This is a genomic window from Pantoea sp. PNA 14-12, assembly GCF_004364735.1.
Lineage (GTDB): Bacteria > Pseudomonadota > Gammaproteobacteria > Enterobacterales > Enterobacteriaceae > Pantoea > Pantoea stewartii.
Map to the genome: position 1 here is coordinate 296,098 of NZ_SOAJ01000002.1, position 12,850 is coordinate 308,947.

General features: G+C 53.3%; 12 protein-coding genes. 4 read left to right on the top strand and 8 right to left on the bottom strand.

The window, feature by feature from the left end; genetic code table 11:
- Positions 1 to 238 precede the first annotated feature (238 nt).
- Positions 239 to 445, bottom strand: coding sequence for a hypothetical protein (locus C7434_RS09035; protein ID WP_044242209.1), 207 nt, complete (start codon positions 443 to 445; stop codon positions 239 to 241).
- Between C7434_RS09035 and C7434_RS09040 the strand changes: the two genes are divergently transcribed.
- The gene (locus C7434_RS09040) at positions 444 to 1,697 is read left to right on the top strand and encodes a mechanosensitive ion channel domain-containing protein (RefSeq protein WP_039338178.1); all 1,254 of its coding nucleotides are present in this window, start codon (positions 444 to 446) and stop codon (positions 1,695 to 1,697) included. The genes C7434_RS09035 and C7434_RS09040 overlap by 2 nt on opposite strands.
- A 253-nt stretch (positions 1,698 to 1,950) precedes the next feature.
- Positions 1,951 to 2,154, top strand: a complete 204-nt coding sequence (locus C7434_RS09045) for a hypothetical protein (protein WP_006119987.1) — start codon at positions 1,951 to 1,953, stop codon at positions 2,152 to 2,154.
- A 162-nt stretch (positions 2,155 to 2,316) separates the two neighbouring features.
- Here C7434_RS09045 and C7434_RS09050 read toward each other — a convergent pair whose 3' ends face one another.
- The 3 genes from C7434_RS09050 to apbE form a co-directional block, all read right to left on the bottom strand.
- Entirely contained in the window at positions 2,317 to 3,969 is a 1,653-nt protein-coding gene (locus tag C7434_RS09050) for a multidrug ABC transporter permease/ATP-binding protein (protein ID WP_133745376.1), read from the bottom strand.
- Positions 3,970 to 4,054: 85 nt separating this feature from the next.
- Positions 4,055 to 4,696, bottom strand: a complete 642-nt coding sequence (gene alkB, locus C7434_RS09055; RefSeq protein ID WP_039338180.1) for a DNA oxidative demethylase AlkB — start codon at positions 4,694 to 4,696, stop codon at positions 4,055 to 4,057.
- Positions 4,697 to 4,709: 13 nt separating this feature from the next.
- On the bottom strand, positions 4,710 to 5,750 hold the full coding sequence (gene apbE, locus C7434_RS09060; protein WP_033740598.1) for an FAD:protein FMN transferase ApbE: 1,041 nt from the start codon (positions 5,748 to 5,750) through the stop codon (positions 4,710 to 4,712).
- A 145-nt stretch (positions 5,751 to 5,895) separates the two neighbouring features.
- Here apbE and C7434_RS09065 point away from each other — a divergent pair, with 145 nt between their 5' ends.
- Complete coding sequence (locus tag C7434_RS09065) at positions 5,896 to 6,009, top strand: hypothetical protein (protein ID WP_006119983.1); 114 nt, start codon at positions 5,896 to 5,898, stop codon at positions 6,007 to 6,009.
- 147 nt (positions 6,010 to 6,156) lie between these two features.
- Positions 6,157 to 6,312: a hypothetical protein gene (locus C7434_RS21960; protein ID WP_006119982.1), complete on the top strand. Its 156-nt coding sequence runs from the start codon at positions 6,157 to 6,159 to the stop codon at positions 6,310 to 6,312.
- A gap of 31 nt (positions 6,313 to 6,343) precedes the next feature.
- On the opposite strand, the gene ompC is transcribed toward C7434_RS21960, so the two are convergent.
- From ompC to C7434_RS09085, 4 genes are all read right to left on the bottom strand, one after another.
- On the bottom strand, positions 6,344 to 7,471 hold the full coding sequence (gene ompC, locus C7434_RS09070; RefSeq protein ID WP_006119981.1) for a porin OmpC: 1,128 nt from the start codon (positions 7,469 to 7,471) through the stop codon (positions 6,344 to 6,346).
- Between the two features lie 583 nt (positions 7,472 to 8,054).
- Positions 8,055 to 9,224 carry an HlyD family efflux transporter periplasmic adaptor subunit gene (locus C7434_RS09075; protein WP_033740600.1) on the bottom strand — a complete coding sequence of 390 codons (1,170 nt, stop codon included), beginning with the start codon at positions 9,222 to 9,224 and terminating at the stop codon, positions 8,055 to 8,057.
- On the bottom strand, positions 9,221 to 11,359 hold the full coding sequence (locus tag C7434_RS09080; RefSeq protein WP_033740601.1) for a type I secretion system permease/ATPase: 2,139 nt from the start codon (positions 11,357 to 11,359) through the stop codon (positions 9,221 to 9,223). The genes C7434_RS09075 and C7434_RS09080 overlap by 4 nt, the downstream gene beginning before the upstream one ends.
- A gap of 26 nt (positions 11,360 to 11,385) precedes the next feature.
- Positions 11,386 to 12,741, bottom strand: coding sequence for a TolC family outer membrane protein (locus tag C7434_RS09085; protein ID WP_033740602.1), 1,356 nt, complete (start codon positions 12,739 to 12,741; stop codon positions 11,386 to 11,388).
- Between the last annotated feature and the right edge of the window lie 109 nt (positions 12,742 to 12,850).

A 12,850-nucleotide genomic window follows, 5' to 3' on the forward strand; every position in this document is an offset into this window, starting at 1 on the left:
ACAGCAGCCTGGTTAATACGCGTCAGTCACCATCAAAAATTTAATTTTCTGCAAGTATAAAACCTGACGCTAATCACCTTCCCTGTGCAAAGGAGAAAAACGCCGACGATATTATTCCTTCTCTGATTCGTCTCTCCCCTGGCTTTATCTGCAATGCGATTTGCTGCGATGGAGACCTCCGCGCATTACCCGCACTCACCTTCATGAGACAATGCGATGCATTGACAAAATATCGCGGTTAACGACCCACGCTGAAACAGATAGCCGCGCACGTCAACAACAGCAGGGTCATCACCTCCTGGCTGTCGCCGCGCGGCTTAGGTTCAGGCACAAACAACAATTTATTTAACCGCGGTCGCGCGAAAAGCAGGCGCACGCTACGCTTATCGCCATCAACAGGTTTGTGGTTGAATACCAGCAACATTTCCAGGCTTACGATTAACATGAATTATTTTAACGACATACAACACTTTATCGAGAATAAACCCGCCCTTTCTATTGCTGTTAACCTCCTGGTGTTGATTGTCGCGGGCCTGGTAGCCCATCTGATATGCAAATTTTTTGTGGTCAGAGTGGTGCGTAAAGTGTTCTTCAGCAGTCACAAGAATCAGGTGCCGCTGGATAAAGATGTCAGATTGTCTGAAAAACTATCCAATTTTATTCCGGTCATCACGGTCTACTTCCTGTTGCAGTTTATGCCGGACCTGCCCGAGCACCTGTTAATCGCCATAAAAACCATTTGCGGCATTTTATTTATGGTTTATCTGTCGCTGTTTTTTAATGAAGTACTGGAGATTGTGAACATCTCCTATGTCAAAAAATCAAAACGTAAAAATCATTCAATCAAGGGCTATATTCAGGTCGGTAAGATTCTGGTCCACATTATCTCTGCGATAATGATCCTGGCCATTATGTCGAATAAGTCTCCAGCCATTATCATCTCCAGTCTGGGTGCCGTGGCAGCGGTTCTGATGCTGGTCTTTCAGCACACCTTGTTATCACTGGTGGCGAATATTCAGCTCTCATCGAATGACGTGCTACAGCTTGGCGACTGGATTGAGCTGCCCGCGAATAATATCAGTGGCGAGGTCATTGATATCGCGCTGCACACCATCACCATTCGTAACTGGGACAATACACTTTCGCGTGTGCCCACAAAAACCTTTCTGACCGAAACGTACACCAACTGGCAGGCAATGTTTTCCTCCGGGGCACGACGCATTATGCGGAGTTTCTACCTTGATCAAACGTCAATACGCTTTGTAGATCATGCCATGCTGGAGCCGATGGTCCAGGTCCGCGGCATCAGCGAACAACTGTCAAAGCTAATGGATGGTCGGGAACTGAGCGCGGTCGGTGACCGTTGGTTTGTTGAAAACGGCATGACTAACCTGATGGTCTTTCGTCACTATCTTACTGCCTGGCTGACACAGCGGGAGGATATCCACAAAGACATGTATATCGTGGTGAGATCGCTGAAACCGTCAGCCGAAGGGTTACCGATTGAGATCTACTGCTTTACCTCCTCCGTACTCTGGGTGGACTATGAAAATACGCAATCGGCAATCTTTGAATATATCTATGCCATCGCTAATGTTTTTTCATTACGTATTTATCAGCGCCCGTCCGGCAGCGATCTCAGTTTTCTGTCGCAGGGGCCTGTCCGGCAAGCAGCAGAAAGTGAACCCCAACCGTGAAAGCGGAAAACGCAGAACAGATAGCATGGCAGTGAGCGGATAGTCAGTCGGGCAATGCTGAGGCGGTTTCCCTCTGGCTTGCCAGAAAAAGGCCTGAAAGGGAGATTCAGGAAAAAAGTCATTGGGTTAACGTGACATGCAAAGTGTTTGTGGCTTCACAAAACGGGCAAATATGACAGCCATTCATGAAATTGAAACAATTTTGTAATAAAAATAACTTATTCTGTTTCTTCCTGAAATCGAGGATACAGATATGGTCATCAAAGCTAAGAACCTGAAGGATGCAGAAGACTTACTGCATTCAGGCATCAGTAAGGTGGAGCTGGCATACGACATCGGTTGTGACGATTTCTTCCGTCTGGCAAGTCAGTGGTGCGATCGCGGTGCGCGCATCAGTAAAGGCCAACACCACTTTGTCGTGTCACTGAAAAACTTTGCCATCCCACCCAATGATTGATTATCTCAAGCGACCAACCCACCGTTGTTGGCTCTGGCACTGCCAGGCCTGAGTGGAAGCTGAAAACGCCAACCCAACATTGAAAAGCCGCTGATTTGAGCGGCTTTGTCTTTTGTCTTATTTCCGTTAATCGTCGATGCGCCGGCAACGGCTGCCACGCGTCTACAAGCCGGTATCGGTAAGCTTTATCGCATCCTGCGTGGCCCGCTCGCGCTCACTGTCGGTTAACTCATACAGCCTGCCATCGCGCATCTCCAGCAGACGATCGGCATGAATGAAGTAGTGATCATCATGGCTGATTGCAAAGACGGTCTTGCCCGCCGCCTGCAACGCAGGCAGCAGTTCGCGGTAAAACACCCGGCGGAAATGCGGGTCCTGATCGGCGGCCCACTCATCCAGCAGCAAGACGTCGCGTTGTTCCGCCACCGCCAACAGTAACGCCAGTCTTTTGCTCTGCCCCTTCGACAGTTGCAGATTAAGTATCTTATTCCCCTCAATCTTCAGCTTGTCCTGCATTTTTAGCTTTTCAAGCCATAGCTGGACGCGGGCAGGCGAAGCCGGTTCGCCCTGACTGTCAATCAGGCGATCAAACAGGTGCACATCGGTAAAGACGGCTGAAAAATGCTGCCGCCAGGCATCCCGGTCGCCAGCATCGACCGGCTGACCGTCGATCACCAGACAACCGGACTGGGGCTGATACAGACCTGTCAGCAGCATCGCCAGCGTCGACTTACCGCTGCCGTTACCGCCAATCAAAAACACCAGTTCGCCACGACGAAGCGTCAGGTTTACCGGCCCCACCCGAAACCCGTTTTCACCGTAATGAAAGGTGACGTCGCGCAACTCAAGCGTTTGCCACGGAGTTGTTGCTGCGGGGACAGGAAAATCAGGTTGATAAGGTGCAAGTTCAAACAGCGCGAGTTTGCGAAAGGCCACCTGCGCGCTGAGCAATGTCGGCAAGGCCCCTACCGCCGACAGCAGCGGCGTGCGCAGAAACAGCAGCGTTAGGGAAAACGTTGCTGCGACAGCCGTATTCGCCCAGCCCAGACTGTTTGCCATGAAAAAGACCATGCCGATGGCACCCAGCGTCATGATATTGGACCAGTTGACGGCACTGAGGTGGAAAGTATCGGCGCGCACAATGTGGTGCCGGTAAGCGCGGGCATCCTGCTGATAAACCGTGTCATAAATCAGTCGGGCACGCGCGCGGTTAAGCTGCAGCTCTTTACGTCCTTCAATCACCGTCTGGTAGTCACGGTAAAGGTTGTCTTCAACTTCACGCAGTTTCGCCATGTGCTGATAAACCCGGGAAACCAGCATCCAGCCGCCCACCAACGTCACAGCCAGCCAGCCGCTGGTCACCAGCAACATTTTCGGCGACAGCCAGGCAAGATAGAGCGTTGAACCCAGCGTGATAATGATGCCCTGAATCAGCTCCGGCAGACGCACAAACGCAAGGGTAATGGCCCGGATATCGCTGGTTAATCCTGCCAGCAGTTGCGCACTGCCTGTTTGCTCGATGCGCTCCACGCGTGTATCCAGAATACGTTTGATAAATTCGCCGCGCAGCCGCCAGACAAACTGATGCCCCAGCCAGGTCAGCGACAGCTGTGAGGCTAGGGTCACCGCCATCAGCAGCGCGACCTGAGCCAGAAAAGCCGGCAACACGCTTAGCGAGGTATTCACCGCAACAATCATCTGGCCGTTAATAAACGCAATCATGCCTAATCCCAATGCCGCACTCAGCAGGGTGAGCAAAATCACACCAATAAACGGCCAGCGATACTGATTAAAAACAACCTGTAACAACGCCATAAAACCTTACCCGGCAATCCAGTGAGCCTGCAGTGTAAAGTGATGGCAAATGATAGCAATAGTTATTCGCACTAACTTGCGCACGTTAAAACGCCCGGCGAAATGTCAGGTTATAGCGGAACGCGCCAGTCAGCGGATGAATACCGGCTTTCAGCGGCAATATTCCATGGTAACGCAGGCGAGACGGGCCGCCCCAGACCACCACATCGCCGTGTTCAAGTAGCACCCGCTGCGCCTGATCGCTGCGTTCAAAGCCACCAAACTGAAATACAGCAGGCAACCCCAGCGACACAGAAACGATCGGCTGACGCAGATCTTTCTCGTCTTTATCCTGATGCAAAGTCAGTTTTGCCCCAGGTTCATAGCGGTTGATCAGGCAGGCATCCGGATTAAACGCCGGAAAGCCCGCCTCTTCTGCCGCCTGACGGGCCAGTAGCCGGAACGTCTCCGGCATCGCAGGCCACTGGCGTTGATGTGTGCTGTCCTGCTCACTGTAACGGTAGCCGCGCGCATCCGTGGACCAGCCAAAATCACCACAGTTGGTCATGGCGACGGACATGCGGTGTCCTCCCGGCGTAATACGGTGTTCAAACGGATTGCTCTTCGCAATCGTCATGATCGCCTCATACAGTGCGTCGGCCTGATCGCGGGCACGTCGCCGCAATATCACGGCGCCGTCCGCCAGCGGTTCCTGCCAGGGTGAAGCGTCACTAAACAGATCCAGCATGCGTTTCTCTCTGTCAGTCAGATGGAATAATGAAAGCGGTAAATTGTGGCGACATCCAGCTCACAAATTTGTCCCCTTCCTTCGTAATCAGGTACACCGCCAGCTTCTCTTTCAGAGCCAGCGCTTTGGCTTTTTCTGTGCCTAGCACCATAAGCCCGGTATCCCAGCCGTCGGCTTCCATCGCGGTCGTGGCAATCACGGTTGCCGAAACCAGCTTGTGATCGACAGGCCGGCCTGTGGCCGGATCAATAATGTGGGAGAGGCGTTTGCCGTCCAGTTCATAATAGTTGCGATAGCTCCCCGACGTACTGATCCCATGGCCCTGCAGATCGACTCTGGCCTGAACCGCATTTTCTCTGTCGGTCGGTTTTTGAATCGCAACCCGCCACGGCTGGTTCTGCGCGTTCATTCCGCGGGATAAAACGGCTCCCCCGACCGACACCAGATAGTTATTGATGCCTTCCTGCTCCATCAGGCGAGCCAGATGATCGGTGGCAAATCCTTCGCCCATAGTGGAGAGGTCGACATACAAGCCTGGCAGATCTTTCTGCAGCCATTGTCCGTTGCTGCCCTGTATGACGCGCAAATGCTGTAAGCCGGTCAACGCTCTGGCCGCAGCAATCTGTTGATCATCGGGAATATGCACGGGCTGTTTATCCGGCCCAAACCCCCATAAATTCACCAGCGGTCCCACCGTAATATCCATGGCGCCTGCTGTTTTTTTACCGATACGTAAAGCCATCGTCACAATATCAGCCATGTTTTCACTCACCGGCTGCGGCGTGGTGGCGCGGCTCTGATTAAAGCGAGAGAGCACGGAGGTAGCCTTCCAGGTTGAAAGTTCGGCATCGTCGGCATCCAGTTGTTGCTGAATGCGCTGCTGCAGATCGGCTTTACGCGTTTCATCCACGCCCGCCAGGCTCACCCGCCACACCGTTCCCATCGTTTTCCCTTCCAGCACCATTCCGTCTTTGGTTTTTGATGCGGGATGATCACATCCTGCTACCAGCAGGACCGCCGCCACTAACAGCAGATTAATCTTACTTCTCATCATTATTCATCCATAACGGGCGTTTTATGCCTGTTTCAAAGCATAAACATTAAGTAAATTAAATTAAAACTGGTTGATAAAGCTGAGTGAGTCGCACAGACTGGATCGTTCTCCTCAATACTGAGGGCGTAAGCATAAGGAGCAACAGATGATTTATATAATCCTTGCCGTTGCGCTGGGCCTGTTCGTTATTGGCAGTTATAAAACCTGGCAACAACGCCGTCACCGCCACATGGTTACGACTTATCTGCGCCGTCGTTGATCACGTCTGCACCATCAAAGGTCATTCTCTTCCCCTGAATCGCCGGCCATTGTAGCAAAACGGGCGAGATGTCCGTGGCTATGAGAGCGGTCGGACTGGCATGAATCCTGCACGTGTAATGCTATCTGCGTTGCCGGGAGAGAGAGGATGGAAAAGCCAGAAATCGGAATGACGGCGTTACAACGCTGGTTGAGTTACGCCGCGTTTACCTTGTCAGGTGTGGCGTTTGAAGGGGCGAGATACGGCAACGTTCTTGTGCCGTCAGACGAAAACCATCCGCCAGCCTCGGTGGGTGAGGAATAACGCAGGGAGCGCATAGCGCTCCCTGCTTTTATCAGAACTGGTAAACCAGTCCTACGCCCACCACATCGTCGGTATTGATACCGGCCGCTTTGGTAAAGTCATTATCGTCCAGCAGGTTGATTTTATAATCAACATAGGTCGACATGTTTTTGTTGAAGTAGTAAGTCGCCCCTACGTCGACGTATTTCTTCAGATTTTGTTTGCCCCAGTTCTGGACATCAGTACCGCGTGAGTTGATGTACGCCAGAGACGGACGCAGACCGAAATCAAACTGGTACTGCGCCACCAGTTCCCAGTTGTCGGCTTTATCGGCGTATCCGTAAGCGGTGTTCGCCTGGTTGCCGCTGGTGCTGTCGCCAAAGCTGATGGCGTTATAGGCGCGCGTGTACATCGCGGCCAGGTAAATATTGTTGGCGTCGTATTTCAGGCCACCGGTATAGGCTGCAGCTTTATCACCGCGTCCCAGAATGCCTGGCGCATTGCCATTTTGGTTATTAGTACGATCGGACTGGAAGGTCGCGGCACCGATGCCGAAGCCCGATCCCAGATCGTACGTGGTGCTCAGGCCCCAGCCGTCGCCGTTCTCACCCAACACATCACGACCGCCTGACGTTTCAGTAGGGTTATCGTTCTTGCCTTGATACTGAACCGCAAAGTTCCAGCCATCGACCAGTCCGAAGAAGCCGTTGTTACGGTAGGTTGCCATGCCGTTACCGCGCTGGAACATAAAGTTATCCGCGCCATAGGTATCGCCACCGAATTCAGGCAGCACGTCTGTCCACGCGCCAATGTCGTAAGCGACACCGTAGTTACGGCCATAGTCGAATGAGCCCGCATCGCCGAATTTTAACCCGGCAAAGCCAACACGGGTATAGCTGTCAGCTGTTCCCTGGGCTTCTGAATTGTTGAGCGCGGCCTGGTATTCCCACTGGCCGTAGCCGCTCAGTTGATCGGTAACCTGGGTTTCACCCTTGAAGCCAAAACGCACATACGACTGATCGCCATTGCTACTGTCGTTGTCCGAGAAATAGTGCAGGCCGTCTACCTTGCCAAATAAATCTAATTTATTGCCGTCTTTATTATAGATTTCAGCCGCATTTGCCGATCCTGCCGCTGCGAGTAAAGCAGGGATCGCCAGGGAGAGAATGTGACGCTTCATTTTATTACCCTCTGTTATGTGCCTTTTATATTTGCCACTGCTGACCGATGATAAATCGGTTGAAGGCCCATTGTTATTTCAACAAGCGTAATAATCCATCGCTAAAATGATACGAAATTTCAGAAAGTGTTTCTTTAACTGTAAAATTTATTTCAGGATATGAATATTACGGAACTAATTAGCCGCACAGAGTGATAAAAAATAAAGCACAAATTGATAATCCCTTACTTAATAATAGTTACTCCTATGATTTTAGTGGGAATATTCCTAAGCACTCAATGATAAAACATCTTTCCCATAATCCCTATAATTACACCCGCTATCATCATTTATTTCTTATCTTCATTCACCCCCGAATGATTTCTTAAATGCTAATTAAGCGCCGGGCATATTGCCCGGCTTTTTTTTGCCTGCTGTTCAGTGTCTGGTCAGCTGTGCGGAAAATAGCACCGCTAAGTGCTGAATTATTCGTCACTTATGCCGCTTCGCCCTCGCCAAATTAACCCGCGCCTCTTACAAAGTTTCCCCTGTATTTTATCACGGACCGAAACCAGCTAGGTTACCGGTCAGGTTCCACGCCTTATTAACGTTCACGCATCGATTCTTTGACCTTATTCAACGGCTTAAGCAAATAATCCATGACAGATTTCTGCCCTGTCTTGATCTCTACATTCGCCACCATGCCCGGCACAATGGGGAAGCGTCGTCCGGCCCGGTTTGTCAGCTCCGCTTTTTGTGTGCGGACATAAACACGGTAATAAAACTGATCGCGCTTAACCTCATCCTGCAAGGTATCCGGCGAGACCGTTTCCACCACGCCCGGCAGGTCACCGTAGATGGAAGAGTCATAGGCGGTCACTTTCACCACGGCTGGCAGGCCGGGCCGAATATAGGCGATATCACGAGGATTGATACGGGTTTCGATTAGCAGTTGATCTTCCAGCGGCACGATTTCCATCATCTTACCGCCCGGTTCGAGCACACCACCGACCGTGGTGACCTGGATATCCTTCACGATACCCCGAACGGGTGAAGTGAGCGTGGCACGCGTCAGCAGGTCTTCTTTGCCTGCGGCAACCTGTAGCTGGGCATCCAGTTCCGCATTGTTTTTTACCTGCTCTTCATGGGCACGGACCAGATAATCGTTACGTGCCTCATCAATTTTACCGCGCAGATCGCTGACCTGACGGCGCAGGCGAATGACTTCCACCTGCCCTGCGGCGCCCTTCGCCACCAGCGGTTCCGTTAAACGCAGCTCATCCTGAACCAGCCGTAAAGACTGTTGCAGGTTGCTGATCGTCTCTGTCAGATTACGGCGACGTGATTCGTACAACTGCTTCTCACGCGCCACCAGTTGCGGCTCTTTTAGCGTCTCTGCGCTGAAGGTGAGCGGTGTACCAGACAGCTCTGCGCTCAGTCGCTCAGACGAAGCGCGCAGCGTCCTTACCCGTGCCTGCACTTCACCAAAGTTAGACTGAAAACGGGTGGGATCCAGAGTGGCCAGAATCTGGCCTTTTTCGACGATATCGCCCTCATGCACGTTAAGCTGCTTCACGATGCCGCCGTCCAGACTGTCAATTACCTGCGCACGGGTTGACGGCGTCACTTTTCCGGTGCCGACCGTGACTTCATCAAGAATGGCGAAATGCGCCCAGATCAGAAAAAGCACCAGCGCGGCGGTGCACAACCAGATGATGGTGGATGTGCGTCGCTCATGTTTGGCCAAATCTTTGTCTAACATGACGATGCTCATGCTGCACCTCCCTGACCGGCATCCACGGTCGCGCGCCGCAGGATCTGCTCTTTTGTCCCATCCGCAATGATGCGGCCGTTTTCCATCACCACGATACGATCAACCATCTTCAACAGTGCGGGACGGTGCGTGACCAGGATTAACGTTCGTCCACTGATCCAGCTCTGCATCTGGCGGATCACATGATCTTCAAGTTGCTCATCCATCGAGGCGGTGGGTTCATCCAGCAGCACAACCTGTGGCTGGCGCAGAATCATCCGGCTGAGCATAATCATCTGGCGCTGGCCGCCCGACAGCCCACGGCCACCTTCATTAATAATGCGATCCAGACTGGCCGCATCCTGCTGAACCAGCGACAACGCACCGCTGATACGCAGCGCCTGCAGCATCTCCTGTTCACTGGCGTGTGGATTCCCCAGCAGCAGATTCTGACGTAACGTGCCGAAGAACAGTCGCGAATCATGAGAAAGCCAGCCGAGCTGACGGCGGAGATCCGTGGGGTCGATTTGCGCCATATCCACGCCATCGACCAGCACTTTCCCCTGCGTGGCCTGTGCCTGACCGGCCAGAATTTTCAGCAGGGTGGATTTACCTGCACCGACCTTGCCCAGAATGGCGATTTTTTCACCGGGCCTGATGGTTAACTGCTGCACGTTGAGTACGTTCTTTTCGTTCTCTTCATCATAGGTGTAATGCACGTTGCGCAATTCATAGTGCCCGGTCAGCGTCGGACAGTGGGCCAATGTCGCGGTCTCAGGTTTATCGAGTGGTTTTTTCAGTAGCTCATCCAGCCCTTTCATTGCGGTTTTCGCATGCTGCCAGCGGGAAAAGACCATGGTGAGTTGCATCAGTGGCGCGATGGTGCGCGAGGAAAGCAGGCTACAGGCGACCAGCGTCCCGGTCGTGATTTGTGCGTCCAGCACCAAATAGACCCCAAAGACCAGCATGCCCGCATAGGTCAGCTGCTGCACGGTCGATGCCCAGCCCGTGAGTCTGGCCCCCCACAGGCGTTGCTGATTACCGATTGACGCACTGACCTCATGCGTTTGCTCCCACTGGCGTTGAAAATACGGCTCTGCCTGCAATGCCTTGATGTCTTCAATGCCTTCGATGGTCTCGACCAGCACCGCATTACGCAGTGCCCCTTCACGTAAGCCGGCTTTCGCCAGCCGGGCCATAGGAAACTGTACCAGCAGGCCTGGGATAATAATGAGGGGAATGGCGGCCAGCGGAATCAGGACCAGCCAGCCGCCAATAAACGACATAATAAACAGGAAGAGAATGACAAAAGGTAAATCTGCCGCCGCGCCGACGGTCGTGGAGGTCAGTAACTCGCGCACCTGATCGATCTCGCGCAGTTGCGAGATAAAAGAGCCGGTTGATTTAGGTCGGGATTCGTTACGAATATTCATCGCCCGGGCAAACAGCATGGCAGAGACTTTCAGGTCAATGCGTTTCCCCATCAGATCGGATACCTGCGTGCGCATCAGACGAATCAAATATTCAATGGCGGCGGCAATCAGCACGCCCACAAACAGCACCCACAACGTAGCTTCGGACTGCGCAGGAATGACCCTGTCGTAGACCTGCATGGAAAACAGAATCCCGGCCAGCGCCAGAACATTACTGATGATCGATGCCAGGGAAATCTCAGCAATACGGCGGCCCATGCCCCGAAAGTTTTTCCAGAACCAGTGCGGCTCATAGGGCTGAACAAACTCATCAATGCGGGCATCCCGCCCACGAGCGGCAACGCCAATAACGCCCACATCTCCTTGTGTACGCGAAAGCAGGCCCGCCAGCTCACCTTCGCGAATCACGTCACCGCCTTCGCTGAGCCAGTAACGTGCGCTTCCCTCCCCATCAATGCCTTCCAGCACCGCCACGCTATGGTTTTCCATAACCAGCACGACAGGCGTGATGTCCTGGCGCCAGCGCAGTTTGTTGGGGGACACCATGGTCAGGTGCAGGCCGAGCAAACCGCAAAGCCGTTCAAGTTGCTGTTCAGCAGGGAGATGTTCGAACCAGCGCATCTGCTGACGCAGCGTTTTGCCATCGGCAGGCTTGCCGAAACGCGCCGCCACACGCAACATCGCGGCAATCCAGTTTTCCGTCTTCAGGTTTTGTACACTCATTATTCACGCCTTTTAGTGCAGACTGGCTATTGCAGCGAAGGAAGAAGATCACCACTGTTTTTCTGGCGGTCGATGCCCATGATATCGAGCAGGTTGTCAACGGCGGCCGCATAGCGGACGGTGGCATCCCAGCCGTCGTAGAGGGCGATGATGCGGGAACTGTCGGCCTGAAAGACATCCTGCTCAACGCTGAGCAGATCGTTCAGGCTACGTTTGCTGAGCCGGTATTCATCGGCGTAAACATTGCGCGTGTGCTCCGCGCTGGCCAGTTGCACTTCCCCCGCCTGCTGGCGTTGCTGGGCGCCAATCATATCGGCGTAAGCCGTGGAGGCGCTTTGATTAATGGCCAGTTTGGCTTGCTGCACCGCCGCCTGTGCGGCCAGACGCTCACCCTCGGCGGCCTGCGTTTTGGCATTGACCAGCCCGCCCTGATAGAGCGGCGCCTCAACCTGGAGCTGCACTTCGTCGTCCCAGTATGAGCGTTGATCGTTTTCATAACGCGTCCGGCCCGCCTGCACTTTGATACTGGGCCAGTGGCCAGACTGGGCCTGCCTTACCCGCTCACGCGCGGCTTCCTGCTTAGACTGCGCGCTGCGCACCGAGGCGCTGTTTTCATAGGCAATACGATCAAGAGTGACCTGCTGCCTGAGCAGCGCCTGAGGAAGTTCAGGCAGCATCGCCGGTACCACGCCGGTCAAGACCGTAAGCTGGGCTTTGGCCGAGCGAAGCTGTGCCAGATACTGTTCACGAGTCGCCTGCATCGCAGCAATGCGGGTTTCCGCCTGCAATACATCGGACTGAGAATTGAGACCGGCATCCGCCCGCATTTTGGCAATTTCGCGAACGTGCTCAAGCGACGCGATGTTTGTCTGGGCCGTTATGGCAAGTGACTGATAGCGTTTGACCTCAAGATAGGCCTGTAACGTATCTTTCGCGGCCTGCGTCATGGCATCGAACAGGCCAAAGCGATATGCCTCTGAAAGGGCATGCTGTTCATCGATGGCGCCGTTGGTGCGGCCAAAATCGTACAGGAGCTGACTGAGCATAATGCCGCCAGAGCCGTTGTTGTTCAGACTGCCGGAGGAATCCGTTTGATGTGAGCGCCCCGCTGCGCCCTGAAGCGATATCTGGGGATACCAGGCGCTCTGGGCCGCACTGAGATCCCCTTCCCCTACGTAAATCTGAGCGGCCGCTTCCGAAATCTTCGGATTGCGGGCAAACGCGCGTAGAATCGCCTCACGCAGGGTTAAGGTTGCCACCTGTTCTTCACTGGGCGCGGCACGCCAGTTAAATTCGGCTTCGGGTAAAGGCGCAGCCAGGGCTGCAGGGAGTACCATGCCATTTAAGGCACAACAGATCAGGACCAGACGCGCGTTCTTCATTCTTCATACCAACAGGGCTGTTTATCATCGTTAGAGGATTACCTGGTGATTTGGGGCGTAAAAAACAGCAATGCGACAGCAGAACACGCACTTTATTGTTAATTTGATT